26 protein-coding genes are annotated in these 22,851 nt (G+C 74.3%); 13 read left to right on the top strand and 13 right to left on the bottom strand.

Annotation, left to right across the window (positions count from 1 at the left end; genetic code table 11):
* Positions 1–329: 329 nt before the first annotated feature.
* From ACQP04_RS30920 to aroA, 4 genes are read right to left on the bottom strand one after another with little or no spacing between them, the layout of a single operon-like run.
* Positions 330–1,751 carry a protein kinase domain-containing protein gene (locus tag ACQP04_RS30920; protein ID WP_433504035.1) on the bottom strand — a complete coding sequence of 474 codons (1,422 nt, stop codon included), beginning with the start codon at positions 1,749–1,751 and terminating at the stop codon, positions 330–332.
* 37 nt (positions 1,752–1,788) lie between these two features.
* On the bottom strand, positions 1,789–2,628 hold the full coding sequence (locus ACQP04_RS30915; protein ID WP_433504034.1) for a hypothetical protein: 840 nt from the start codon (positions 2,626–2,628) through the stop codon (positions 1,789–1,791).
* Between the two features lie 35 nt (positions 2,629–2,663).
* On the bottom strand, positions 2,664–3,689 hold the full coding sequence (rsgA, locus tag ACQP04_RS30910) for a ribosome small subunit-dependent GTPase A (RefSeq protein WP_433504033.1): 1,026 nt from the start codon (positions 3,687–3,689) through the stop codon (positions 2,664–2,666).
* The gene (gene aroA / locus ACQP04_RS30905) at positions 3,686–4,990 is read right to left on the bottom strand and encodes a 3-phosphoshikimate 1-carboxyvinyltransferase (protein ID WP_433504032.1); all 1,305 of its coding nucleotides are present in this window, start codon (positions 4,988–4,990) and stop codon (positions 3,686–3,688) included. Before aroA ends, rsgA begins: the two co-directional genes overlap by 4 nt.
* Positions 4,991–5,081: 91 nt before the next feature.
* On the opposite strand from aroA, the gene ACQP04_RS30900 reads away from it, so the two are divergent.
* Both ACQP04_RS30900 and ACQP04_RS30895 read left to right on the top strand, forming a co-directional pair.
* The gene (locus ACQP04_RS30900; RefSeq protein ID WP_433504031.1) at positions 5,082–5,894 is read left to right on the top strand and encodes an SOS response-associated peptidase; all 813 of its coding nucleotides are present in this window, start codon (positions 5,082–5,084) and stop codon (positions 5,892–5,894) included.
* Positions 5,891–6,583, top strand: coding sequence for an alpha/beta hydrolase family protein (locus ACQP04_RS30895; protein WP_433504030.1), 693 nt, complete (start codon positions 5,891–5,893; stop codon positions 6,581–6,583). Before ACQP04_RS30900 ends, ACQP04_RS30895 begins: the two co-directional genes overlap by 4 nt.
* 65 nt (positions 6,584–6,648) lie before the next feature.
* On the opposite strand, the gene ybaK is transcribed toward ACQP04_RS30895, so the two are convergent.
* Positions 6,649–7,128, bottom strand: a complete 480-nt coding sequence (gene ybaK, locus ACQP04_RS30890; protein ID WP_433504029.1) for a Cys-tRNA(Pro) deacylase — start codon at positions 7,126–7,128, stop codon at positions 6,649–6,651.
* A 257-nt stretch (positions 7,129–7,385) separates the two neighbouring features.
* Between ybaK and ACQP04_RS30885 the strand changes: the two genes are divergently transcribed.
* Together ACQP04_RS30885 and rsrA are read left to right on the top strand one after the other, a co-directional pair.
* Entirely contained in the window at positions 7,386–8,009 is a 624-nt protein-coding gene (locus ACQP04_RS30885) for a sigma-70 family RNA polymerase sigma factor (protein ID WP_037051817.1), read from the top strand.
* The gene (rsrA, locus tag ACQP04_RS30880; protein WP_037051758.1) at positions 8,006–8,341 is read left to right on the top strand and encodes a mycothiol system anti-sigma-R factor; all 336 of its coding nucleotides are present in this window, start codon (positions 8,006–8,008) and stop codon (positions 8,339–8,341) included. Before ACQP04_RS30885 ends, rsrA begins: the two co-directional genes overlap by 4 nt.
* A gap of 71 nt (positions 8,342–8,412) precedes the next feature.
* Here the strand turns inward: rsrA and ACQP04_RS30875 are convergent, their stop codons facing one another.
* A complete protein-coding gene (locus ACQP04_RS30875) occupies positions 8,413–8,487 on the bottom strand; it encodes a 50S ribosomal protein bL37 (RefSeq protein WP_370467464.1) in 75 nt (24 codons plus the stop codon).
* Positions 8,488–8,550: 63 nt separating this feature from the next.
* Here ACQP04_RS30875 and ACQP04_RS30870 point away from each other — a divergent pair, with 63 nt between their 5' ends.
* Entirely contained in the window at positions 8,551–10,050 is a 1,500-nt protein-coding gene (locus tag ACQP04_RS30870; protein ID WP_433504028.1) for a sensor histidine kinase, read from the top strand.
* A 229-nt stretch (positions 10,051–10,279) separates the two neighbouring features.
* Here ACQP04_RS30870 and ACQP04_RS30865 read toward each other — a convergent pair whose 3' ends face one another.
* Together ACQP04_RS30865 and ACQP04_RS30860 are read right to left on the bottom strand one after the other, a co-directional pair.
* Positions 10,280–10,531: a WhiB family transcriptional regulator gene (locus ACQP04_RS30865; RefSeq protein ID WP_037051753.1), complete on the bottom strand. Its 252-nt coding sequence runs from the start codon at positions 10,529–10,531 to the stop codon at positions 10,280–10,282.
* Between the two features lie 437 nt (positions 10,532–10,968).
* Positions 10,969–11,919 (bottom strand): diacylglycerol/lipid kinase family protein, encoded by a 951-nt coding sequence (locus ACQP04_RS30860; RefSeq protein WP_037051751.1) that lies wholly within the window; start codon positions 11,917–11,919, stop codon positions 10,969–10,971.
* Between the two features lie 36 nt (positions 11,920–11,955).
* On the opposite strand from ACQP04_RS30860, the gene ACQP04_RS30855 reads away from it, so the two are divergent.
* The gene (locus tag ACQP04_RS30855; protein WP_433504027.1) at positions 11,956–12,393 is read left to right on the top strand and encodes a hypothetical protein; all 438 of its coding nucleotides are present in this window, start codon (positions 11,956–11,958) and stop codon (positions 12,391–12,393) included.
* On the opposite strand, the gene ACQP04_RS30850 is transcribed toward ACQP04_RS30855, so the two are convergent.
* Complete coding sequence (locus tag ACQP04_RS30850; protein WP_433504026.1) at positions 12,379–12,867, bottom strand: N-acetyltransferase family protein; 489 nt, start codon at positions 12,865–12,867, stop codon at positions 12,379–12,381. The two genes, ACQP04_RS30855 and ACQP04_RS30850, sit on opposite strands and share 15 nt — an antisense overlap.
* A gap of 110 nt (positions 12,868–12,977) precedes the next feature.
* Here ACQP04_RS30850 and ACQP04_RS30845 point away from each other — a divergent pair, with 110 nt between their 5' ends.
* Positions 12,978–13,490, top strand: coding sequence for a L,D-transpeptidase (locus ACQP04_RS30845; protein ID WP_433504025.1), 513 nt, complete (start codon positions 12,978–12,980; stop codon positions 13,488–13,490).
* 26 nt (positions 13,491–13,516) lie between these two features.
* Here the strand turns inward: ACQP04_RS30845 and ACQP04_RS30840 are convergent, their stop codons facing one another.
* Positions 13,517–14,104, bottom strand: a complete 588-nt coding sequence (locus ACQP04_RS30840) for an acid phosphatase (RefSeq protein ID WP_433504024.1) — start codon at positions 14,102–14,104, stop codon at positions 13,517–13,519.
* A gap of 231 nt (positions 14,105–14,335) precedes the next feature.
* Here ACQP04_RS30840 and ACQP04_RS30835 point away from each other — a divergent pair, with 231 nt between their 5' ends.
* From ACQP04_RS30835 to ACQP04_RS30820, 4 genes are all read left to right on the top strand, one after another.
* On the top strand, positions 14,336–14,851 hold the full coding sequence (locus tag ACQP04_RS30835) for a hypothetical protein (RefSeq protein WP_433504023.1): 516 nt from the start codon (positions 14,336–14,338) through the stop codon (positions 14,849–14,851).
* Positions 14,852–15,092: 241 nt separating this feature from the next.
* Positions 15,093–16,250: a globin domain-containing protein gene (locus tag ACQP04_RS30830; protein ID WP_433504022.1), complete on the top strand. Its 1,158-nt coding sequence runs from the start codon at positions 15,093–15,095 to the stop codon at positions 16,248–16,250.
* Positions 16,251–16,318: 68 nt separating this feature from the next.
* Positions 16,319–16,672, top strand: a complete 354-nt coding sequence (locus ACQP04_RS30825; protein WP_433504021.1) for an ArsR/SmtB family transcription factor — start codon at positions 16,319–16,321, stop codon at positions 16,670–16,672.
* Positions 16,650–17,132 (top strand): SRPBCC family protein, encoded by a 483-nt coding sequence (locus tag ACQP04_RS30820; RefSeq protein ID WP_433504020.1) that lies wholly within the window; start codon positions 16,650–16,652, stop codon positions 17,130–17,132. The genes ACQP04_RS30825 and ACQP04_RS30820 overlap by 23 nt, the downstream gene beginning before the upstream one ends.
* Before the next feature lie 31 nt (positions 17,133–17,163).
* Here the strand turns inward: ACQP04_RS30820 and ACQP04_RS30815 are convergent, their stop codons facing one another.
* Positions 17,164–18,018, bottom strand: a complete 855-nt coding sequence (locus ACQP04_RS30815) for an SDR family NAD(P)-dependent oxidoreductase (protein ID WP_433504019.1) — start codon at positions 18,016–18,018, stop codon at positions 17,164–17,166.
* Positions 18,018–19,469 carry a flavin-containing monooxygenase gene (locus tag ACQP04_RS30810; protein WP_433504018.1) on the bottom strand — a complete coding sequence of 484 codons (1,452 nt, stop codon included), beginning with the start codon at positions 19,467–19,469 and terminating at the stop codon, positions 18,018–18,020. Before ACQP04_RS30810 ends, ACQP04_RS30815 begins: the two co-directional genes overlap by 1 nt.
* A 97-nt stretch (positions 19,470–19,566) precedes the next feature.
* On the opposite strand from ACQP04_RS30810, the gene ACQP04_RS30805 reads away from it, so the two are divergent.
* Entirely contained in the window at positions 19,567–20,595 is a 1,029-nt protein-coding gene (locus ACQP04_RS30805) for an AraC family transcriptional regulator ligand-binding domain-containing protein (protein WP_433504017.1), read from the top strand.
* Positions 20,596–20,634: 39 nt separating this feature from the next.
* On the opposite strand, the gene ACQP04_RS30800 is transcribed toward ACQP04_RS30805, so the two are convergent.
* On the bottom strand, positions 20,635–21,033 hold the full coding sequence (locus ACQP04_RS30800; RefSeq protein WP_433504016.1) for a hypothetical protein: 399 nt from the start codon (positions 21,031–21,033) through the stop codon (positions 20,635–20,637).
* 121 nt (positions 21,034–21,154) lie between these two features.
* On the opposite strand from ACQP04_RS30800, the gene ACQP04_RS30795 reads away from it, so the two are divergent.
* A complete protein-coding gene (locus tag ACQP04_RS30795) occupies positions 21,155–22,819 on the top strand; it encodes a CocE/NonD family hydrolase (RefSeq protein ID WP_433504015.1) in 1,665 nt (554 codons plus the stop codon).
* The last annotated feature ends 32 nt before the right edge of the window (positions 22,820–22,851 follow it).

Below are 22,851 nucleotides of genomic sequence, written 5' to 3'. Positions count from 1 at the left end.
CGGTGTCGGCGCCGCAGTCGGCCCGGTCGGTGAGCCTGCGGAGGGGGTCGGTCGGGCCGGGGGGCGGCTGGGGTCGGTCGGGCCGTGGGCCGGCGTCGCCCTGATCGCACACCCGTCTGCGCGTCGTACAGGCCGTCGACGGCCTGTCTCGCCGGCCTCTCGGGTGTGCCGGGCCTCCGCAGCAGTTGTGCGAGGTCCCACTGGGTGTGCCTGCCTTCCCGGCGGTTGTGCGAACTCAGGTGCGTCATGGATCCATAACGGGGGTCGCGGCCGGACTTCGGCGCGTTGTGGATCGATGACGCCCGGCCGTAGGCGCCCGGGGCGGGGTGTCAGAAGAGCTGGTAGGCGGTGCGGGAGAGGGCGAAGCCGTGTCCGCTGGCCCCGACCCGGCACTCGACGCCGGTCTGCCGGCTGGTGCAGGTCACGTCGCCGACCTGCAGCGAGCGGCCGTAGTCGAGCACCGGACCGGTGCCGAAGACGGTGTCGGAGTGGCACACGAAGTCGGCGCGGTCGGTGCCCGTGATCTGCAGCGAGTCGCCCCACACGCCCTCGCACCCGGTCGGCCGGTCCGGGACCGTCGTCGGATCCCACTCGGCCTGCGCGATGTCGCAGCGCACCGAGTTGGGCTGCAGGTAGCAGGCGATGTTGCCGCTCGGGCTGCTGAAACCCGCCGGCTCGGTGGAGACCCGGACGTCGGACGGCGCCGTGGTCGTCGTGGCCGGGACCGCGCTCGACGGGACTGCGCTGCTGGGAACCACGGTCGGCGGGGCCGCGGTCGGCCCAGCACCGCCCCCACCCTCCCGCAGCGCGATCACCCCGATCACCGCCGCCGCGGCGAGCACCGCCACGGTCGCAACGATCGCCACCGGCACCCTCCAGCGCGGCGCCCGCGCGACCGGCCGCGGCGGCGTGGGCTCCAGCACGGCGGGCAGCCAGCCGCCCGTCGGCCGGTCCTGGGGTCCTGAGGAGAGGGTGGCGCGGATCCGGTCGACGCCCGGTCGTCGGGCGGGGTCGCGGTCCAGGCACGCCCGGACCAGCCCGAGCACCGGCTCGGGGATCCCGGCGAGGTCCGGCTCGCCGTGGACCGTGCGGTAGAGCAGGGCGTTGACGTCGCCGGTGCCGAAGGGCACGCGGCCGGTCGCCGCGTAGGCGAGGACCCCGCCGAGGGCGAAGACGTCGCCGGCGGGTTCGGACCGGGCGTGCGCGATCTGCTCCGGCGCGATGAACCCCGGCGAGCCGACGACGGCGCCGGTGCGGGTCAGCACGGTCGCGTCGGCGGCCCGGGCGATCCCGAAGTCGATCACCTTCGGCCCGTCGGCACCGAGCAGGACGTTGCCCGGCTTGAGGTCGCGGTGCACGATCCCGGCGCCGTGGATCGCGGCGAGCGCGTCGGCCAGCCCGATGCCGAGCAGCCGGACCTGTTCGCCGGGCATCGGCCCGTGGATCCCGACGGCCTCGCGCAACGACGGCGCCGGCACGTACTCCGTGGCCATCCACGGCGGGTCGGCGTCGGCGTCGGCCCCGAGCAGCGCGGCCGTGTAGGGGCTGCGCACGCGGGTCGCCGCCTCGATCTCGTGCCCGAACCGGGCGCGGAACTCCGGGTCGCCCGCGAGGTCCGACCGGACGACCTTGACCGCCGCCTGCACACCGCCCCGACGTCCGAGGTAGACCCGGCCCATCCCGCCCTCGCCGAGCAGGCGCGTGATCGTGAAGCCGCCGATGCTGCGCGGATCGGGGCGGGAGCCGGGCACGGGCCCAGTCAACCGCATCCGATCACGCAACATTCGATCAGGCGGCGGCCCCGGGGGAGGCGATCGCGACGGGCGCGCCCCAGTCGCGGTAGTCCGAGGTCAGGGCCAGGGTGCCGATGCCCGGCATGGTCTGGCGCGTCTCGCTGCGCAGGGGCCGGTTCGCGGCGTCGATCCACAGGGTGGAGGAGATCCGGGTGACGCCGGCGGCGGCCTGGGCCCGCAGCGCGTCCCGCACCTCGGGATCCTGTTCGAGCTCCGCGGCGCGGACCACGTCGACGACCACCAGGTACCGGACCGTCGGCACGCCGTCGACCGTGTCGTCGGCGGCGTCGGCGACCAGCGCGGCGTCCCGGTAGCGGCTGAGGTGGGCGGTGGGATCGGCGCCCGCGACGACGTTGGCCGCGGTGGTCGCCAGGGTCTTCTCCGGCGTTCCGGTGGCCGCCTCGTCGACCCGGGTCCAGCCGGTGCCGTCCTGGCGCCACACCTGCCCGCCGTGCAGCACCACGAACGCCGTGCTCTGCGGGCCGCGGCCGGGCGGGCTCAGGGTCTGGGTGAACTGGGCCGAGATCCCGCCGCCCTGCTCGACGCGCAGCGCGCCGTCCCCGCCCAGCGTGGTCGGGCCGCCGTCCGCGGCGTCGACCTGGCCGGACAGGCGCAGGTGCGCCGTGCGGTCCGCGTGCTGGCGCTGGGTGACGGCCGTGAGCAGGTCCGCGGCCGAGTAGTACTTGGGCAGGCGCTGTGTCCGGCCGGCGTCCTCGGAGTTGCCGCGGGCGCAGGACACCACCGCCACCAGCACCACGAGGACGGCGATCGCCGCGAGCACCAGGGCGAGCGGCGTGCGGACCGGCCCCGCTGCCGACGCTCTCCCGTGCGGCACCTTCCGCCTCCTCCACACCGCCGAAGGCTCCGAGGTTATCGGTCCGCTGCGAGTGCACCGGGCGGAGCAGCCCGCAGTGCGACGAGCACACGGCGCAGAGCGGCGAGCCGCCCCGGACGCAGCGCGCCGTCGCCCACCAGCGCGTCGAGCGCGCATTCCGGATCGGCGGGCGGCCCGAGGTGGCCGCAGCCGCGGGGGCAGTCCTCGACGGCGGCGGCGAGATCGTCGAAGGCGGCGATGACGTCGTCGGGCGTCACGTGGGCGAGCCCGAACGACCGCACGCCGGGGGTGTCGACCACCCAGCCGTGGCCGTCGGAGAGCGGGAGGGCGAGCGCCGCGGTGGTGGTGTGCCGGCCCTTGCCGACGCCCGAGACCCGGCCGGTGCGTTGCTCGGCGTCCGGGAGCAGCGCGTTGACCAGGGTGGACTTGCCGACGCCGGAGTGCCCGACGAGCGCGGACACCCGCCCCTCGAGCAGCTCGGCCAGCGCGGTCGGGAACTCCCCGCGCCGCGTCACGACTACCGGGAACTCCAGCTCGGCGTAGTGCGCGGCGAAGGGCGCCGGGTCGGCGAGGTCGGCCTTCGTCAGGCAGAGCACCGGCTCCAGCCCGCCCGCGTAGGCCGCCACCAGGCAGCGGTCGACGAACCCGGTGCGCGGCTCCGGCTCGGCCAGCGACGTCACGATCACGAGCCGGTCGGCGTTGGCCACGACCAGGCGTTCGTAGGGGTCTGTGTCGTCCGCGGTGCGGCGCAGGACGGTGCGTCGTTCCTCGACCCGCACGATCCGCGCCAGGGTGTCCGGCGCGCCCGACAGGTCCCCGACCAGCCCCACCCGGTCCCCGACGACGATCGGCGTGCGGCCGAGCTCGCGGGCGCGCATCGCCGTGACCGGCGGCCGGTCCGCCTCACCGCCGGGGGCGCAGGTCCAGCGGCCCCGGTCGACCGCGACGACCATGGCCTCCTCGGCGTTCGCGTGGTCCGGCCTGCGCTTGGTGCGCGGTCGGGAGCCGCGGCCCGGGCGGACCCGGACGTCGGACTCGTCGTACTGGCGCGGCCGACTCACGCGATCAAGGAGGCCCAGCGCCCGGGGAAGTCCGGGATGGTCTTGTCGGTGCAGGTCACGTCGTCGATCCGGACGCCGGGGACGACGAGCCCGACGATCGCGCCGGCCGTCGCCATCCGGTGGTCGGCGTACGCGCCCCAGGGCCGCTCGCCGGCATTGAGCCGGGCGGGCCGGATCTCCAGGCCGTCCTCGGTCTCGGTGACCGCGCCGCCGAGCGCGGCGAGCTCGGTGCGCAGCGCGGCCAGCCGGTCCGTCTCGTGCCCGCGGATGTGCGCGACGCCGCGGATCACGCTCGGGCCCTCGGCCAGCGCGGCGAGCGCGGCGACGGTGGGGGTGAGCTCGGAGGCGTCGTGCAGGTCGACGTCCACGCCCTGCAGCCGGTCCGGACCGGCGACGGTCATGCCCGCCCCCGACGCCGTGACGGTGGCGCCCATGCGCTCCAGCACCCCGAGGATCTCGGCGCCCGGCTGGGTGGACCCGGCGGGCCAGCCGGCGACCGTCACCTCCCCGCCGGTGACCGCGGCCGCGGCGAGGAAGACCGACGCGTTGGACAGGTCGGGCTCGACGGCCCAGGTCCGCGCCGTGATCGGGCCGGGCTCGACCCGCCAGGTGTTCGGCTCGGCGTCGTCGACGGTCACCCCGGCCTCGCGGAGCATCGCGACGGTCATGTCGATGTGGGGCAGGCTGGGCACCGGCTTGCCGTCGTGGTGCACGGTCACGCCCTTGTCGAAGCGGGCGCCGGAGAGCAGCAGGCCGGACACGAACTGGCTCGACGCCGAGGCGTCGATCGTCACCGCGCCGCCCGGGAGCCCGCCCGCGCCGTGCAGGACGAAGGGGAGGCGGTCGCCGTCGATCACCGCACCGAGGGCGCGCAGGGCGTCGAGGACGGTGCCCATGGGGCGCTCGCGGGCGTGCGGGTCGCCGTCGAAGACCACGGCGCCGTCGGCGAGCGTCGCGGCGGGCGGGACGAACCGCATCACGGTGCCGGCCAGGCCGCAGTCGACCGCGCCCCCGCCGACGAGGGTGCCCCCGTCGAGGGTGACCGTCTCGCCGTCGCCGTGGACCCCGACCCCCAGCGACCGCAGCGCGCCGCACATCAGCGCGGAGTCCCGGGTGGCGGGCACGCCGTGCACGACCGAGCGGCCCTGCGCGAGCCCGGACAGCAGCAGCGCGCGGTTGGTGACGGACTTCGAGCCGGGGACGGACACCGTCCCGCGCACGGGTCCGCTCGCCGTCGGCGCGGCGTAGGGGCTGGTCTCGGCACTGGACGGGGCACTGGACGGGGCACTGGACGGGGCCACGACCCCATGATTCCCCATGGCGCCCGCGTCGGGACGCGACCCCGAGATCGTGTCCGGTTCGACTGTCGGTGGGACGTGCCACGATGGAGTCATGTGCGGGAGGTACGCCTCGACGAAGGCGCCGACGGACCTGGCGGAGGAGTTCACCGCCGTCGACGCCGTCACCGAGAAGGCCGGCGAGGACCGGCGGCCGGACTACAACGTCGCGCCCACGCGGGACGTGATCGCGGTGGTGCAGCGCCACCCGCGGGATGCGGACGGCAACCCCGACCCGGACACCACCGAGCGCAGCCTGCGGCTCGTGCGCTGGGGGCTGGTGCCGTCGTGGGCGAAGGACCCGTCCGCGGGCGCCCGCATGATCAACGCGCGCAGCGAGACGGCCGCCGAGAAGCCCGCGTTCCGCCGCGCCCTCGCCGCCCGCCGCTGCCTGCTCCCGGCCGACGGCTGGTACGAGTGGCAGCGCCGGGCCGCCACCAAGGACCACAAGGCGAGCAAGCAGCCCTACTTCACGCACTACAAGGACGGCCGGTCGCTGGCGATGGCCGGGCTCTGGGAGTTCTGGCGGCCCAAGGAGGGCGAGCTCCTCGAGAAGTTCCCCGAGGGGCTCGTCACCTGCACGGTGCTGACCACCGAGGCGGTCGGCCCGCTCGCCCAGGTCCACGACCGGATGCCGCTCGTCCTGCCGCCCGAGGCGTGGGACGCGTGGCTCGACCCGGACTCGGACGCGCAGGTGGACGCGGTGAAGCGCTGGCTCGCCCCGCCGTCGACCGACCTGGTGGGCACGCTCGACATCGTGCCTGTCTCGGACAAGGTCAACAGCGTGCGGAACAACGGCAAGGAGCTGCTCGAGCCGCTCGACCCGTCGCAGGTCGAGGAGCCGATCCAGCTGGACCTGCTCGGGTGACGAACCTCCGGCCCGCGGAGATCGCCGAGATCCCCACGCCGCACGGTCCCGCCCGCGTGCACGTCCGGCGCACGCCGGCGACCCCGCGCGGGGCGCTGCTCATGGGGCACGGGGCGGGGGGCGGGGTCGACGCGCCGGACCTGCGCGCCGCCGCCCGTGCCGCGCTCGACGCCGGCCTCCACGTCGTGCTCGTCGAACAGCCGTACCGGGTCGCGGGGCGCCGCGCCCCCGCCCCCGCGACGCAGCTCGACGCCGCCTGGGAGGCGGTGGTCGTGGTACTGCGGGGGACCGCCGGTGTGGGCGCGGGGGGCGCAGGTGCCGGCGATGCCGCTGCCGTGGGTGCGGGTGAGGTCGGCGGGCTGCTCGCGGGGCTGCCGCTGCTGTTCGGGGGCCGCAGCTCGGGCGCCCGGGTGGCCTGCCGGTGCGCCGCCGCGGGCGAGGCGATCGGGATAGTGTGCCTCGCCTTCCCGGTGCACCCGCCGGGCAGGCCGGAGAAGCACCGGATGGCCGAGATCGACGCCGTCGCGGTGCCGGTGCTCGTGGTGCAGGGGGAGTCGGACCCCTTCGGCCGCCCCGGGCCCACCGCGACCCGCGAGGTCGTCCTGCTGCCGGGCGACCACTCGTTGAAGAAGGACGTCCCGGCGGTCGAGAAGGCGGTCGCGGACTGGCTGTCGCGCCGCTTCCCGTAGCGGGGCCACCAGGAGGCCGCCCACCCGCCGCGGCGCAGCGGCTGCACAGGCGGCCGGGCGACCACCTACCCCCGCGCCGCGATGGGGGCGGTGCGGGCGTCGACCACCGCGATCAGATCGCCGGGCGCCAGCTCCACCTCCAGCCCCCGCCGCCCCGCGCTGCAGAACACCGTGTCCCAGGAGGTCGCGGAGGCGTCGACCACCACGGGCAGTCGTTTCTTCTGCCCGAGCGGCGAGATCCCGCCGGCGACGTACCCGGTGGCGCGCTCGGCGTCGGCGACCTCGGCCATGCGGGCCTTCTTCCCGCCGACGGCGGCGGCGAGGGCCTTGAGGTCGAGGGTGGCGTCGACCGGCACGACCCCCACGGTGAGGTTCCCGTCGACCTCGGCGACGAGGGTCTTGAACACCCGCCCGGCCTCGAGCCCGAGGGCGTCGACGGCCTCCTGTCCGTAGGCGGCGCCGCCCGCGTGTTCGTACGAGTGCAGTGTGTGATCGATCTTCTTCCTGGTCAGCAGCGCCGTCGCCGGGGTGCCCCGCCCTGCCACTCGTCCCGCCCTCCTCACCGGACCGGCCGGGAATCGGTGTCCGGCCGGAGGTGTTGAGACCGTACGTGACCTCAGCACTGATGGACGCCCCGGTCGCGGCCCGACCGGATCGGCCGCGCCCGTCACGTCGCGGGCGCGTACGCTCGACCCCCGCAGGCTCACGGACGATCGTGGAGACGGTCGCGGGGGAGAGGAGCGCGGTGCCGGACGAGACGGCGGCCGAGACGGGGCAGGACCCGGGGCAGGACCCGGGGCTGGTGGACGAGAGCGACTCGTTGGACCGGGCCCCGGAAGAGACCGAGGCCGAGCGCGCCTCCCGGTTCGAGCGGGACGCGATGCCGATGCTCGACCAGCTCTACGGCGCAGCCCTGCGGATGACCCGCAACCCGGCCGACGCCGAGGACCTGGTCCAGGAGACCTACCTCAAGGCGTACTCGGCGTTCCGGACCTTCCGCGAGGGCACGAACCTCAAGGCGTGGCTGTACCGGATCCTGACGAACACCTACATCAACGGGTACCGCAAGCGGCAGCGTCAGCCGATCCAGGCGCCCACGGACGAGATCACGGACTGGCAGCTCGCCCAGGCCGGTGAGCACTCGTCGACGGGGCTGCGCTCGGCCGAGGTCGAGGCGCTGGACAACCTTCCCGACTCGGACGTGAAGGAAGCCCTGCAGCGCCTTCCCGAGGACTTCCGGATGGCGGTATACCTGGCCGACGTCGAGGGGTTCGCCTACAAGGAGATCGCCGAGATCATGGGGACGCCGATCGGCACCGTGATGTCCCGCCTGCACCGCGGGCGCCGGCAGCTCCGCGACATGCTCACCGACACGGCTCGGGAGCGCGGCTTCATCCGGGGCGAGCAGGAGGTGACGAGCTCATGAGCTGCGGCAACCACCACGACACCGACTGCTCCGAGGTGCTCGCCGAGGTGTGGCTGTACCTCGACGGCGAGTGCGACCAGGAGCGCAAGCGCCAGCTCGTGCAGCACCTCGACGAGTGCGCGCCGTGCCTGCAGGAGTACGGGATCGACGAGAAGCTCAAGCAGCTCCTCGCCCGCAAGTGCAGCGGCGAGATCGCGCCGGACGGGCTGAAGGACCGGCTGCGCCGGCAGATCCGCACCGCGGTGCTGGAGCAGGCCGAGGTGAGCGTGGAGTCCGGGCCCGGCGGCACCACCGTCGAGGTCCGCACCACGCGGATCGAACGCCGCGCCTGAACGACCACACACGAACGGCCCCTCGGCTCCGAGCGGAGCGGAGGGGCCGTTCGCGTGCCAGGGGCAGGGCCTCAGGTGTTGGGCCGCTTGCCGTGGTTCGCGCCGCCCTTCTTGCGGTCGCGACGCTTGCGCGCGCGCTTCGACATGCTCGTCCCTCCTTCACAAGTACGCAGGACTGGACCCAGTGTCCCACGTGATTGGATGAGCCCGTGTCGACCCTGAGCGAACTGCTGGCCGAGCACACGAGCATCCCCGGGGACGCCGTCGAACACCTGCAGCGGGTCGTCGCCGAGTGGCAGCTGATCGCGGACATGTCGTTCGCGGACTTCCTCCTCTGGATCCCGCTGCCGCAGGACGCCGACGTCGAGATGGCGGGCGGCCCGGAGGAGTTCCTCTGCGTGGCCCAGGCCCGCCCCACCACGGCCCCCACGGCCCACCCGGAGGACGCCGTGGGCGCCCGGGTGAACCCGCTGGACAACCCGCAGCTGCGCCGGGCCGTCGTCGAGGGGCGGATCTGCCGCGAGGAGGAGCCGCGCTGGCACCTGGAGGTGCCGGTGCGCCGCGAGACGATCCCGGTGCGCCACCACGGGCGCGTCATCGCCGTGCTGTCCCGGGACACCAACCTCGCCATGCCGCGGGTGCCGAGTCCGCTCGAGATCGCCTACCTCGGCAGCGCGTCGGACCTCTGCCAGATGATCGCGGACGGCACGTTCCCGACGACGGCGGCCGCTGCCGGTGCCGACACGAGCCCGCGGGCGGGCGACGGGCTGATCCGGCTCGACGCGCACGGCCTCGTGGCCTACGCCAGCCCCAACGCCCTGTCCGCCTACCACCGCATGGGGCACGACACGGACCTCGTGGGCGTCCCGCTGGCGTCGCTGACCAAGAGCCTGACCCGGGACCCGTTCGACGCCAGCGAGGTCGCCGCGCGGATCCAGGCGGCCCTCGACGGCCGGACCTCGCTGCGCATGGAGATCCGCACCCGGGGCGCCACGATGCTGGTGCGGTCGCTACCCCTGCGCCCGCGCGGCGACGCGGCCGGCGCGCTGGTGCTGGTCCGCGACATCACCGACCTGCGCCGCCGTGACCAGGCGCTGCTGAGCAAGGACGCGACGATCCGGGAGATCCACCACCGGGTCAAGAACAACCTGCAGACGGTCGCGGCGCTGCTGCGGCTGCAGGCCCGGCGCACCCCGATCCCGGAGGCCCGCCGGGCGCTCGCCGAGAGCGTGCGCCGGGTGACCTCGATCGCCCTGGTGCACGAGGCGCTGGCCTACTCCGTGGCCGAGATGGTGGACCTCGACGAGCTGGTGGACACCGTGCTGCCGGCGATCGGCGACGGCGCCACGGCCGAGGTGCGGGCCAAGGTGCGCCGGGAGGGTTCGCTGGGCACCCTGGGCTCGGCGCTGGCGACCCCGCTGGTCCTGGTGCTGACCGAGCTGGTGCACAACGCGCTGGCGCACGCCTACGAGCCTGGCCAGGCGGGCGAGGTCGTGGTGAAGGCCAACCGGTCGGCGCACACCCTGGAGCTGATCATCGCCGACGACGGCCGGGGCATGCCGGACGGCTTCGACATCGACCGCGCGGACGGCCTGGGCCTGCAGATCGTGCGCACGCTGCTCGCCGAGCTCGACTCGAAACTGGCGCTGCGGCCTCGTGACGGCGGCGGAACCGAGGCCCTTATCACGGTGCCGATGACGGCGCGATAGCCTTGCAGCGTGATCGCCGATCCCGGTGCCGAGGTCGCGCCGGTGCCGTGCTCGACGGTCACGGGTTCGCGGGGCGTGCGGTGACACTCCTCCGGACCGACGAAGAGCGGGCCCGTCGCCGGTGGCGTCCGGCTTCGGGCCCGCTCTTCCGAGTCTTCTGAGGGAGCTTCCGTGTGAGGGTGGGGATGACCCTCAGGGCACTTCTTCGGTTACTGCGGTTCTTCGGTTCTCAGGCAGTGCGCGCGCGGGTACGGGCGTTGCGTCGCTTGAGGGCGCGACGCTCGTCCTCGCTCATGCCGCCCCACACACCCGCGTCCTGGCCACTCTCGAGGGCCCAGGCCAGGCACTCGGTGACCACCGGGCACCGGCGGCAAACGCTCTTCGCCTCGGCGATCTGCAGGAGGGCCGGTCCGCTCGTCCCCACGGGGAAGAAGAGCTCCGGGTCCTCGTCGCGGCAGATAGCGCGGTGACGCCAATCCATGATCGTCCTACTCCTCGTACTTCGCGATCGGGGTCGCGCCGATCGCACGTCTGTCTGTCACGGTGTTTCCGCGCTTGTGAATGATTTCACGAGCGCCGTCGCTCTTCAAGGGACAAGGTCCGGGCGGGTGAGGAGCCTCACCCACACTTCGCAACGAAGTCCGACACGTTCGGTTACTGCATCGATCCGTGCCGCACGCCGTCGCGAAGTGCGATCGACAGTGTCCCTGCCCAACGGGAGCCGGGTTACCCCGATTCCCGCGGACCATGCCGGGTGACCCCGGCGTAGTCCCTCGCTCTCGCAGGACCTACCTTGGATCACGGTCCGCGCAGGTGCGAGCCCCTAGCTGCTCGGTGGTCGCCGAGCATCGGTGAATGGCCACCACCTGTCACTCGACCGGGTCACGACACCGCCCGAACTGCGACGAGGGGCGCCTCTCACACGACGACGCGTAACGCTCCGGGCACGGAAACGAACTCGACGTCCGTCCTCGAGCCCAGGTGGTCACCGTCCAGCTGGAGGGCCAGCGGCTCCGCGCTGCGGATCCGTACGGAGGGAACGGCGTCCTGCCGCACGATGTTCCGCCCGTGCGGATCCCCGTCCGGGGACAGGATGTGGCGCAACGTGCGTCCGATCGTGGGCAGACCCAGATGGCGCAGTGCGAAGAGGGCGAGCCCTGTGCCGAACGTGGCGCCCGGGTTGGTGCGGACCGCGCGGCCGGCAAGGAAGGTCCACGGGTCGGTGTTGCTCACGAACGCCAGCCGGATCTCCTCCAGCGGGCCGGCCCCCGGCACCTCCACGGTCATCGACGGCGGGCGGCGCCGCTGGCGCAGGTACTCCGCGATGGCCGTGTTGGCGTAGCGGATCGGGGTGGCCTCCCGCCCGGCCGCGCGGGCGCGCTCCACCGCGGCGACCACGTCCGCGTCCCAGCCCATCCCGGCGTTGAACGTGAACCACCGGTCGTCCGCCCGCCCGAGCCCCACCAGGCGGCTGCTGCGCCGTTCCAGGGCCGCCAGGATCGCCCCGGTGGCCTCCACGGGGTCGCGGGGCATGCCGAGGGCCCGGGCGAAGACGTTGGCCGAGCCACCGGGCACCACGGCCAGCGCGGGGGCGTCGGGATCGCTGCCGTCGGGTGCCCGCGGGCCGGTGGCCTCGCGGTCGACCAGCATGCCGTTGACGACCTCGTTGACCGTGCCGTCGCCGCCGAGCGCCACGATCAGCTCGACGCCCGCGGCGCAGGCCGCCGCCGTCGCCTCGGCCGCGTGCCCGCGGTAGGCGGTCTCCAGGACGTCCAGCTTGAGCTCGCTCGCCAGGGCGTGGGTCAGGACGTCCCGCCCCGCCGGGGTCGTCGACGTCGCCCGGGGGTTGACGACGAGGAGCGCGCGCACGTTCCCGAGCGTAACCGGGCCCGTATCCTCGTCGTCGTGACCTCCGAGCCGAGTCAGCAGCCGGGCGGGAAGGCGCGCCGCACCGCACCGGACGCCCCGCCCGTCCAGGTGCGCGCGGCGGCCGCCGTCGTCGGGCTGGAGGGGCTCGTCGGGCTCGGTGCGGCCGTCGTCTTCGGGGTCGCCTCCGAGGGCGGCCTGGGCGACCGGATCGGCGAGGCCTCGTACTTCGTGCTGCTCGGCGGCGCCCTCGTGCTGTGCGCGGTCCTGCTCTGGCGCGGCAGGCACGGGGCCCGCACGCCGTCGATCGTGACCCAGCTGCTGCTGGTCCCGTTCGTCTACTCGCAGCTGGCCGAGGGTCGGCTCGCGATCGGCGTCGTGGCCCTGCTGCTGGTCGTGGGCACGTTCCTGCTGCTGGTCAGCGAGCCCGCGCGGCGTTGGTCGATGGGGGCCGACGAGCGCTCACGCGCCGAGTGAGGCCAGCGGCTGCCCGGTGAGCCGGAAGGTCGTCCACTCGTCCATCGACACCGCCCCGATGGACCGGTAGAAGCCGATCGAGGGCTCGTTCCAGTCGAGCACGGACCACTCCAGCCGCGCGTAGCCCCGCTCCACGCAGGTCGCGGCCAGGGCGGCGAGCAGCTCCCGGCCCAGCCCGGAGCCGCGGTGCGCGGGCTGCACGTAGAGGTCCTCGAGGTAGATCCCGTGCACGCCCTCCCACGTGGAGAAGTTGAGGAACCACAGCGCGCAGCCGACGACCGCGCCGTCGACCTCGGCCACGTGCCCGAACAGCGCCGGCGCCTCGCCGAACAGCGCGGTCCGCAGCTGCTCCGGGGTCAGCAGGCACTGGTCGAGGGCCTTCTCGTACTCGGCGAGCTCGCGCACCAGCCCGACCACCGCCTCGACGTCGCCCGGTTCGACCCGCCGCACCCGATTCGTCCACCACTGCGTCACGTCTGCACGGTATCCGCTGCTCAGCGGCCCAATCTTCACCGGCGAACGGAGCAACCTCTCCTGCTCCCGCTCGTCATACGTGTGGGGGTAGGAACACCAAGGAGTGACGAGTGGGTAGACACAGCGTGAAGCGGACCGCGGCCGGGAGGCTCCGCGGCGCGGCGGTGACGGCGGCCGTCCTCGGCCTCGGCTCACTCGTCGCCGCCCCCGCCCAGGCCGCCCCCGCTCAGAGCGCACCCCGCGGCGACACCGGCACCGCCACAGCGGTCGCGGGCACCCCCTGCACCGCCACCGCGCACGCCTGCGTCGACCTCGCGACCCACCGCGCCTGGCTGCTCGACGGCGGCACGGTCGCCCGCGGGCCCGTGCGGATGATGCCGGGCGACGCCACCGACCCCACCCCGGTCGGCACCTTCCACGTGCAGTGGAAGGACCAGAACCACGTCAGCGACATGCCCAACCACGCGCCGATGCCGTTCTCGGTGTTCTTCGCCGACGGCGGGGTGGCCTTCCACGAGGGCAGCCTGGAGAACTCGTCGTACGGCTGCGTGCACCTCGCCCACGACGACGCCGTCGCCTTCTTCAACACCCTGCAGGTCGGGGACGAGGTGCAGGTGCACTGAGTCGCCGGGCGGCGGGGAGGGCCGGGTTACGGGATCCGGAGGTTGACGGCATCAAGGCGCGGGACCCCGCGCTCGTCGCCGAGGATCGTCCAGGCGGCGGCGTCCATCGCGATGTGCACGCCGCCCTCGGGCGGCAGGCCGATCCAGCGGGCGGTGAGCACCCTGCTGAAGTGCCCGTGCCCGACGAGCACGACGTCGCCCCCGGGGAGGAGCTCCCGGACGTCGGCGAGGAGGGCGTCGGCGCGCGCGCCGACCTGGGCGGCCGTCTCGCCGTGCGGGCAGGGGTGCGTCCAGACCGTCCAGCCGGGCACGTCCTCGCGGATCTGCGGCGTCGTGCGGCCCTCGCAGTCGCCGTAGTCCCATTCGGAGAGCCGCTCATCGACCGCGTCGGGCTGCAGGCCGGCGAGCTTCGCGGTCTCCTGGGCGCGGCTGCGCGGGCTGGTGACCACCCGCACCGGCGGCGGGTCGCCGCGCCGCAGCGCCTCCAGCGTCGGGCCGGCCTGGGTGGCCAGCTCGCGGCCGTGGTCGGTGAGCGGGATGTCGGTCCGGCCCGTGTGCCGGCCCGTGGCGGACCACTCGGTCTCGCCGTGCCGGAGGAGGAAGACGCGTCCCACGCGCGGGAGGCTAGCTCGGTCGGCGGCCGTCGCGCAGGACTTCGGTCCCGACCTCGTCGGAGACGCTGTCCCGCACCGCCACCGCGGGGTATCATCCGAACACTGACTGTGAGCGGGGAGATCGCGATGGCCGGAGGGGTGCTCGATCGCGCGACGGTCCGCATCCTCCAGGCCGGGTGCCGGTGGATGTGGGGCTTCGCGCCCAGGATGATCCCGCATATCGTCGCCCGGATGGGTCCGGGTGGTGCCGTCCGCTGGTTCGCCGCGAACATGCCCCGCTACCTCGTCTCGATGCGGGTCCTCGGGCACCAGCGCACGCACCTGGCCGGCATGGTCATCTCGCTCTACAACGGCTGCCTCTACTGCGCCTACGCGCACGGCTACGCCCTCGAGCTGCTCTACCTGCGCGATCGGGACCGGCTCTTCCCGCTCGACGCGCGGACCCTGGAGGGGTGGATCGGACTGCCGCCGCGGCTGCTCGCCGACCGGGTGCAGGACGTGCTGCGCGCGGCCGGGATGCAGGCCGAGGCGATGTGGGTGGACACCACGATCGCCCTGCTGCACGGCGACCAGCAGCCCGTCGACGGCGAGGAGATGCGCCTCGCGCACCTGGTCCGCATGTTCGGGACCATGAACCGGATCGCCGTCGAGGCCGGCTGCACCGAGCCCGACGAGGCGCAGAACCCGGTCAACAAGGACCGCGCGGTCAAGGAGCGCAACGCCGCCCTGCGCGGCGCCCACGTCTGACGCCGAGCCCGAGGCGCCGCATCGTCGGAGCCGTGATCGTCCGCTGTGGATCGGCAGGTCGATCTGCGACCGTCCGCTCCTCGACCGGTGATCACGCTGCGGCCGGCGCGCCGGAGGTCGCGAGCCGCGCATCCCCGTGCAGACCGAGCGCAGCCCGCCGCCGGACAGGGCAGGCCGGGCTCACCCGTTCCGCGGCGGCGGCTACGCTTCCGCCCGTGGTGGCGGCTCCCCGGTCCCGGCGATGACGACGGAGAGTCGCGCCCTGCCCGGCTCCCTCGCGCCGTACCTGGAGCGGGCCCGGCGCAGCGCCGCGGAGTTCGAGCTCGACGTCGACGACTTCGTCCCGCGCTTCTACCGCACGCTCTTCGGCTACGCGCCGGGCCTGCGCGGGCTGTTCCCGCTGTCGATGACCACGCAGTACGCCCGGTTCGGCCGCGCGCTGGTGCACCTGATCGACGGGCTGGACGACCCGGCGTCGCTGGTGCCGTTCCTGGCCCAGCTGGGCCGGGACCACCGGAAGTTCGACGTCCGGGACGAGCACTACACCGTCGTCGGGCAGGCCTTCCTCGCCGCGCTCGCCGAGACCGCGGGCGAGGCGTGGACTCCCGAGGTCGCCGAGGCCTGGGAGTACACCTTCGCCTTCCTCGCCGGGACGATGCAGAAGGCGGCGCGGGCGGAGGCCGGTCCCGCCTGGTGGCCCGGCGTGGTCGTCGAGCACCAGCGGGTCGACCGGGACACGGCGATCCTGCGGGTGCAGGTCGAGGGCCAGGACGAGCCCGTGCCGTACCGCGCCGGGCAGTACGTCGGCGTGGAGACCCCGCAGCACCCGCGGCTGTGGCGCTACCTCTCCCCGGCGAACGCGCCGGACCCCGCGGGCGTGCTGGAGTTCCACGTCAAGGCGCTGGGCTACGGCAGCGTGAGCCGTGGGATCGTGGCCTCCGCCCGGCCCGGGGACCGCTGGCGGATCGGCCCGGCGATGGGTGCGCTGGACCGCGCCGTCCGCCCGGGCCGGGAGCTGTTGATGATCGCCGGCGGCACCGGCATCACCCCGGTCCGCGCCCTGCTCGAGCAGCTGGAGCGGGAGGGCGGGCGGCCCGAGCGGGTCGTCGTCTTCTACGGCGCGCGGTCGTGGGACGCCCTCTACGCGCTCGACGAGCTGCGCCGGATGACCTACCGCAACGTCTGGCTGGACGTCGTCCCCGTCGTCGAGGAGCAGCCGCCGTACCCCGGCCCGCTGGTGGGCCGGCTCGCCGACGTCGTCACCGGGTTCGGGTCGTGGGGCGACTGCGAGATCGTGGTCAGCGGGTCGCCGGCCATGTTGACCGCCACCGTGCGGGCGCTGCGGGTCGCCGGCGCGGCGCCCGAGCAGATCCACTACGACCCGTTCGTCGCCGACTGAATCCCCTTGCCACCAGGTCGTCGTCGCCGAGGGCTTGACATATTCCTATATGGGAATACGATGGGGGCGTGGCACGGGCGGCGACCACCACCGACGCGTTCAACGCGGTGGCCGAACCGCGGCGCAGGCAGATCCTCGACGTGCTCGCCCGGGGCGAGCGGTCGGTGACGGACCTCGTCGCGGCACTGGATCTCGCCCAGCCGCAGGTCTCGAAGCACCTGAAGGTGCTGCACGAGGTGGGGCTGGTGGCCGTCCGGGAGGACGGGCGGCGCCGGCTCTACCGGCTGGAGGGCCGCGGGCTCAAGCCGATCCACGACTGGGTGGCCGGCTTCGCGCGGCACTGGGAGGACCGGTTCGGCGCACTGGACGCCGTACTCGAGGAGATCACGGGGGAGACCGATGGGAACGACCACGAGGGGTAGCGCCGTCGTCACGCTGCCCGCCGACGACCAGATCCTGATCGTGCGCGAGTTCGCGGCGCCCGCCGCCGCCGTCTACCGCGCCTGGACCGAGCCCGAGCTGGTGAAGCGCTGGTGGGCGGGCTCGATGGGCACGGTGACGTCGGCCGAGATCGACCTGCGGGTCGGTGGCGGCTGGCGCTGGGTGATGGAGGCGAACGGCGGCTTCGAGGTCGCCTTCCACGGGGAGTACCGCGAGCTGGTGCCCGGCGAGCGGATCGTGACCACCGAGGTCTTCGAGGGCATGCCCGACGCCTACGCCGTCAACACCCTCGACTTCGCCGGGTCCGGCGGGCGCACCACGCTCACCATGCTGGTGCAGCACCAGAACCAGGAGCACCGCGACGCTCACATCGAGTCCGGGATGGAGAGCGGCATGCAGACCTCGCTCGACGCCCTGGAGGACGTCGCGGTCTCGCTCTGACGCCGCATCACGGTTCCATGACGCGGGGCGGTCAGCGGGCCAGCAGGGCCGTCAGCTTCTCCAGGACGGGGCCGTAGGAGCCGGGCAGCACGCGGGCCAGGACGTCGGGCACCTTGGCGCTGGAGGCGATGAGCACCCGGGTCCTCCGCTTCTCGACGCCCTCGAGGATCTCCGAGGCGGCCTTCTCCGGCGGGTAGCTCAGCAGCTTCGCGAACGCGGCCTGGTGCCGGGCGATCTCCGCCGGGTCGACGCCGGACCCGATCCGGGCGCTCGAGGCCACGTTCGTACGGATCCCGCCGGGGTGGACCTGGGTCACGCCCGTGCCGGTCTCGACCAGCTCGTGCCGCAGCACCTCGGAGAACCCGCGGATGGCGAACTTGCTCGACGAGTACGCCGACTGCCCGGCCGGCCCGATCAGCCCGTAGAGGCTGGAGACGTTGACCAGGTGCCCGCCCGGGGTCGCGGTCAGGGCGGGCAGCAGGTGGTGGGTGAGGATCACGGGCGCGCGGAAGTTGATGTCCATGACCCACTCGAACTCGTCGAGCGTGAGCTGGCGGAAGCGGCCGCCGAGGGCCACACCCGCGTTGTTGACCAGCAGGCCGAGGCGCGGGTGGTCCGCGGCGACCCGCTCGGCGAGCGAGGTCGTCGCGGCCCGGTCGGCGAGGTCGGCGACGTGCGTCTCGACGGCCCGGGCCGGGTGCGCGCCGCGGATCTTCCCGGCCACGGCCTCGAGCCCGGCGGCGTCCCGGTCGACGAGGACCAGGTCGCTGCCGCGGTCGGCGAGGCCGTAGGCGAGCTGCTCGCCGATGCCGCTCGCCGCCCCGGTGAGGACGGCGGTGTTGCCGGCGAAGCGGTAGGGCTGCAGTGTCGTCCGGGTCGCGGGCATCAGGAGGCCTCCTGCAGGCTGCGGGCGGTCGAGGGGGTGAAGCGCATGTCGCGGGTGAGGTCGGCGCGGGACATCTTGAGCGCGTCGGCCACGTAGTTCTGCTGCACGCGCCACGGCTCGGTGGTGCCCTGGCTCGGGAAGGCGTCGATCGAGCGCTGCACGTAGCCGGAGGTCAGGTCGAGCAGCGGGCGGCGCTCGGCCGAGGCGGGCGCCGTCGGGGCGGCCGCGGCGTAGCCGTGCTTCTCCATGTGGTTCAGCAGCCGGCAGACGTACCGCGACGACAGGTCGGCCCGCAGCGTCCAGGAGGCGTTCGTGTAGCCGATGCAGTAGGCCAGGTTCGGCACACCGGAGAGCATCAGGCCGCGGTAGGAGAACGTGTCGCCCAGCGTCACGGGCTCGCCGTCGACGCCGAGCTCCAGGCCGCCGAGGGGGAGCATGCGCAGCCCGGTCGCGGAGACCACGACGTCGGCCTCCAGCTCCTGCCCGGACCTCAGCAGGATCCCCTTCTCGGTGAACCGCTCGATGTGGTCGGTCACCACGGACGCGGAGCCGTCCCGGATCGACCGGTAGAAGTCGCCGCCCGGCACCACGCACAGGCGCTGGTCCCACGGCTCGTAGCGCGGCGTGAAGTGCTCGTCGACGGCCTGCTCGTCGAGGAACCGCAGGGCGATCCCGCGCAGGACCTTCTTCACGACCTGGGGCCGGCGCCGGGCCAGCTGGTAGAAGCCCTGGGTGGCGGCGATGTTCTTGGCCCGGACGAGCTTGTGCGCGAGCCCGGCGGGCAGCCGGCGGCGCAGGGTGTCGGCGAGCTTGTCCTTCAGCGGCAGCGCGGTCAGGTAGGACGGCGAGCGCTGCAGCATGGTGACGTGGGCTGCCTGCTCCGCCATGGCCGGGATGAGCGTGACGGCCGTGGCGCCGCTGCCGATCACGACCACCCGCTTGTCCGTGTGGTCGAGGTCCTCGGGCCAGGCCTGCGGGTGCACGAAGGTGCCGGCGTAGTCCGCGAGGCCGGGGAAGTCCGGCTGGTGGCCGCGCTCGTAGGAGTAGTAGCCGGCGCAGAGGTAGAGGAACCGGCAGGTCCAGGTGCCGCGCGAGGTCGTGACGGTCCACCGGGCGATGTCCGACGACCAGGAGGCGCTCTGCACCGTGGTCCCGTAGTGGATGTGCCGGTCGATGCCCGCTTCGCGCGCGGTGTCGCGGATGTAGGTGCGGATGCTCTCGCCGTCGGCCATCGACTTCTCGCCGCGCCACGGCCGGAACGGGTAGCTCAGGGTGAACATGTCCGAGTCGGACCGCACGCCCGGGTAGCGGAACAGGTCCCAGGTGCCGCCCATGGCCTCGCGCTGCTCGAGGATCGCGTAGCGGTCCCGCGGTCGCTCCTGCTGCAGCCGGTAGGCGGCGCCGATGCCGGAGAGGCCGGCGCCGACGATCAGCACGTCGGTCTCGTTCATGTCAGCTCCCCTTCGATGCTGGCGACCGGCCCCAGTGTCGTCGCCCGGCGCTGGCCCTCGCTTATCCCTGCGCGACAATGATTTATCCTCACGCGACATGGGTCCCGTCGTGCGCGCCGCGTCGTTGCGCGGCCTCCCCGCGCTGGTCGACGCGCTGGGCGGCGACTCCGTCGCGCTGCTCGCCCGGTTCGGCGTGACCCGCGAGGCCGTGTCGAGCGACGACGCCGTGATCGGCGTGCGCAGCGCCGGGCTGCTGCTGGAGACGGCGGCGGCCGAGCTCGGGCGGCCGGACCTCGGCCTGCTGCTCGCCGAGCGGCAGGACGCGGGGGTGCTCGGCCCGCTCGCCGTCGCGATCGAGAACGCGCGGACCCTCGGCGAGGCCCTGTCCAGCGCGTCGCGCTTCCTGTTCGTGCACAGCCCGGCGTTGTCGATCGCGCAGGTCGCCGACCCCGAGGAGGTGCGCGGCGTGCTGGCGGTGCGCTACGGGGCGGCGGTCGACGGGACCGCCGAGCCCCTGCCGCTCCCGCCGCAGGCCGGGGACCTCGGGCTGGGGCTGCTGCACCGGATCATCCTGCTCCTGCACGGCGGGCCGTACGGGCTGAGATCGGCGCACCTGGCCCATCCGCCACTCGTTCCGGTGACCCGGTACACCGACTTCTTCGGCGCCGACGTCCGGTTCGAGCGGCCCGCTGCCGTGCTGCGGCTGCCCGCGGCGCTCACCGCGGCCCCGGTGGCCGGGGGCGACCGGCTGCTGCGCACCCTCGCGCTGGACTACCTGGAGAGCCACTTCGCCGAGCCCGGGCAGACCGTGGCCGGACGGGTGCGGGGCGCGTTGGCCCGCTCGCTCGGGTCCGCCCCGCCGCAGGTTGGCGACGTGGCCCGGCTCCTGCGGCTGCACCCGCGCACCCTGCAGCGGCACCTCGCCGCCGAGGGCACCACCTTCGAGGCGGTGCTCGACGAGGTGCGTCGCGACGCCGCACACCGCCTGATCACCACGACCGACCTGCCGTTCGCGCAGGTCACGGCGATGCTCGGGCTCGCGGCGCAGTCCGGGCTCACGCGGGCGGTGCGGCGATGGTTCGGCACCACGCCCACCCGGCTCCGCGCAGGTCAGGTGGGGTCGTGAGTGCCGACTGCCCCTCCAGGGGCAGTCGGCACACACGGGTCAGTGGGACGCGAAGAAGGAGTTGGCGCGGGCGTTCCAGAGCAGCAGCAGGATCACGATCCCGACGAGGATGCTGACCAGCGCCTGGGTGACCGTCGAGCCGCTGCCGACGGCGCTGATCGCCGCGATGCCGCCCGCGATCTGCAGGACCACGAGGATCGAGACCAGCAGCCGGGCGCCGTTGCCGCCGCGGCCGAGCCGGGACGCGACCGCGCCGGTGACCAGGCCGAGGATCACGTAGGCCACGCCGATCCCGACGAGCACGCCCGGCGTGAGCCCCGCGGCGCCCGCGGTCACGCTCCCCGCCACGATCAGCAGCAGCCCGCCCAGCACGGCGAGGACCGCGGAGGCCCAGGTGAGCACGACCACCAGGGTGACGCTGCCGGGCCGATCGCTCATGTCGCCGTCCTCGTCGTCGTCGCCGTCGAGCGTCCCTCGGGAGATCCACGGTAGACCCGGCGCGCCGTGGGCCGCACCGGGCCGAACGGCCCGTCGGCGGATCGTGTCTAACCTCGGGGACGTGCACCCCTTGCTGCGCGCGGCCGGGTCCCTGGCCGACCGCGCCCTCGGCCTGACCTCCCCGCCCGTCCCGTACGACCGGACCCGGGTCGACGTGCCGATGCCCGACGGCACCGTGCTCGTCGGCACCCGGTACCGGCCCTCCCGCACCGACGGCCCGCTCCCCGTGGTCCTGATCCGGGTCCCGTACGACCCGCGCGCGGCCGGCATCGTGTTCGCGGCCCCGCTGGCCCGCCGCGGCTTCCAGGTCGTGCTGCAGAGCACCCGCGGCACCTTCGGGTCCGGCGGGCACTTCCGGCCCTTCACCAGCGAGCGCGAGGACGGCCTCGCGACCGTCGCGTGGCTGCGCGAGCAGCCCTGGTGCGACGGCCGGATCGCGACGACCGGCGGCAGCTACCTCGGCTACACGCAGTGGGCCGTCGCGCCCTACGCCGACCCGCCGCTCACCGCGATCTCCCCGCACATCACGGCCGCCCGCATGACCGACACCTTCTACGCGCAGGGCGCCCCGGCGCTGCTCAACGCGCTCGCGTGGACCGCCATGATCGGCACCCAGGAGCGCGGCGGGATCCCGCTGCTGCCGCACCCGATCCGGGCGGCGAAGCTCCGCAAGGCCCTGCGCCGGGTCCCGCTGCAGGCCACGGACGTCGAGGTCGCCGGGGCTCCCGTGCCCTACTGGCGGGACTTCGTCGAGCACGCCGAGCCCGGAGACGGCTACTGGGACGCCACCTACGGCGAGTCGCCGGCGTTCGACCGCGCGGGCCCGGGCTCGCTCGCGAACATGCCGCCGGTCAGCATGGTCACCGGCTGGTGGGACCTGTTCGTCGCGGAGCAGATGCGGGACTACCGGGCGCTGCGCGCGGCCGGGGTGCCGGCGCGGGTCGTGGTCGGGCCGTGGCTGCACGGGGCCCTCGAGGAGGTCCGGACCAGCCTGCGGACGGACGTCGCGTGGCTGGACCACCACCTGCGCGGCGGCCCCGAGCCCGAGGGCGCGCCGGTGCGGCTGTTCCTCCAGCAGGCCGACCAGTGGCTGGAGTTCGAGGAGTGGCCGCCGCCCGCGACCGCCCGGGAGGTCCACCTGCAGGCCGCGGGCCGGCTGGGGGAGCAGCCGGGGACGGGCGTGAGCACCTACGTCTACGACCCGGCGGACCCCACGCCGAGCATCGGCGGGCCGCTGCTGCAGCCGCCGGGTGAGCAGCTCGACCAGTCCGCGGTCGAGGCCCGGGCGGACGTGCTGGTGTTCACCGGGGAGCCGCTGCCCGCCGATCTCGACGTGGTCGGACCGGTCACCGCGGTCGTGCACGTCCGGCCCGAGCTGGACCACGCGGACGTCTTCGTCCGGGTCTGCGACGTCGACGAGCGCGGCGTCTCCCGCAACGTCGTCGACGGCATCCGGCGGCTGGACCCGCGGACCGTGCCCGCCCCGGACGTCACGGCGGGGGCGGACGGCGTCCTGGCCGTCGAGATCGAGCTGTTCCCCACGGCGTACCGGTTCCGGGCCGGGCACCGGCTGCGGGTGCAGGTCGCCGGCGGCGCCTTCCCGCGGTTCGCCCGCAACGTCGGCACCGGCGAGCCGTTCGGCGTCGCGACCCGCGGCAAGCCCGGCGCCGTCGAGGTGCTGCACGACGTCGACCACCCGTCGCGGATCGTCCTGCCCGTCCTGTGAGTGGCGATGGTCGCCACGCACGACCGTCCCTG

This window comes from Pseudonocardia halophobica, from assembly GCF_050948485.1.
GTDB classification, from domain to species: domain Bacteria; phylum Actinomycetota; class Actinomycetes; order Mycobacteriales; family Pseudonocardiaceae; genus Pseudonocardia; species Pseudonocardia halophobica.
The sequence above is the reverse complement of the archived record's forward strand: the minus strand, read 5'-3'. Positions and strand labels throughout refer to the sequence as shown.

What these genes read in the sequence shown, in the direction of transcription:
- ACQP04_RS30830 (WP_433504022.1), top strand. Translation starts at nt 15,093, where the DNA reads ATGACGACGGAGAGTCGCGCCCTGCCCGGCTCCCTCGCGCCGTACCTG.
- ACQP04_RS30820 (WP_433504020.1), top strand. Translation starts at nt 16,650, where the DNA reads ATGGGAACGACCACGAGGGGTAGCGCCGTCGTCACGCTGCCCGCCGAC.
- ACQP04_RS30865 (WP_037051753.1), bottom strand. Translation starts at nt 10,531, where the DNA reads ATGGATTGGCGTCACCGCGCTATCTGCCGCGACGAGGACCCGGAGCTC.
- ACQP04_RS30805 (WP_433504017.1), top strand. Translation starts at nt 19,567, where the DNA reads ATGGGTCCCGTCGTGCGCGCCGCGTCGTTGCGCGGCCTCCCCGCGCTG.
- rsrA (WP_037051758.1), top strand. Translation starts at nt 8,006, where the DNA reads ATGAGCTGCGGCAACCACCACGACACCGACTGCTCCGAGGTGCTCGCC.
- ACQP04_RS30815 (WP_433504019.1), bottom strand. Translation starts at nt 18,018, where the DNA reads ATGCCCGCGACCCGGACGACACTGCAGCCCTACCGCTTCGCCGGCAAC.
- ACQP04_RS30835 (WP_433504023.1), top strand. Translation starts at nt 14,336, where the DNA reads ATGGGTCCGGGTGGTGCCGTCCGCTGGTTCGCCGCGAACATGCCCCGC.
- ACQP04_RS30900 (WP_433504031.1), top strand. Translation starts at nt 5,082, where the DNA reads ATGTGCGGGAGGTACGCCTCGACGAAGGCGCCGACGGACCTGGCGGAG.
- ACQP04_RS30810 (WP_433504018.1), bottom strand. Translation starts at nt 19,469, where the DNA reads ATGAACGAGACCGACGTGCTGATCGTCGGCGCCGGCCTCTCCGGCATC.
- ACQP04_RS30800 (WP_433504016.1), bottom strand. Translation starts at nt 21,033, where the DNA reads ATGAGCGATCGGCCCGGCAGCGTCACCCTGGTGGTCGTGCTCACCTGG.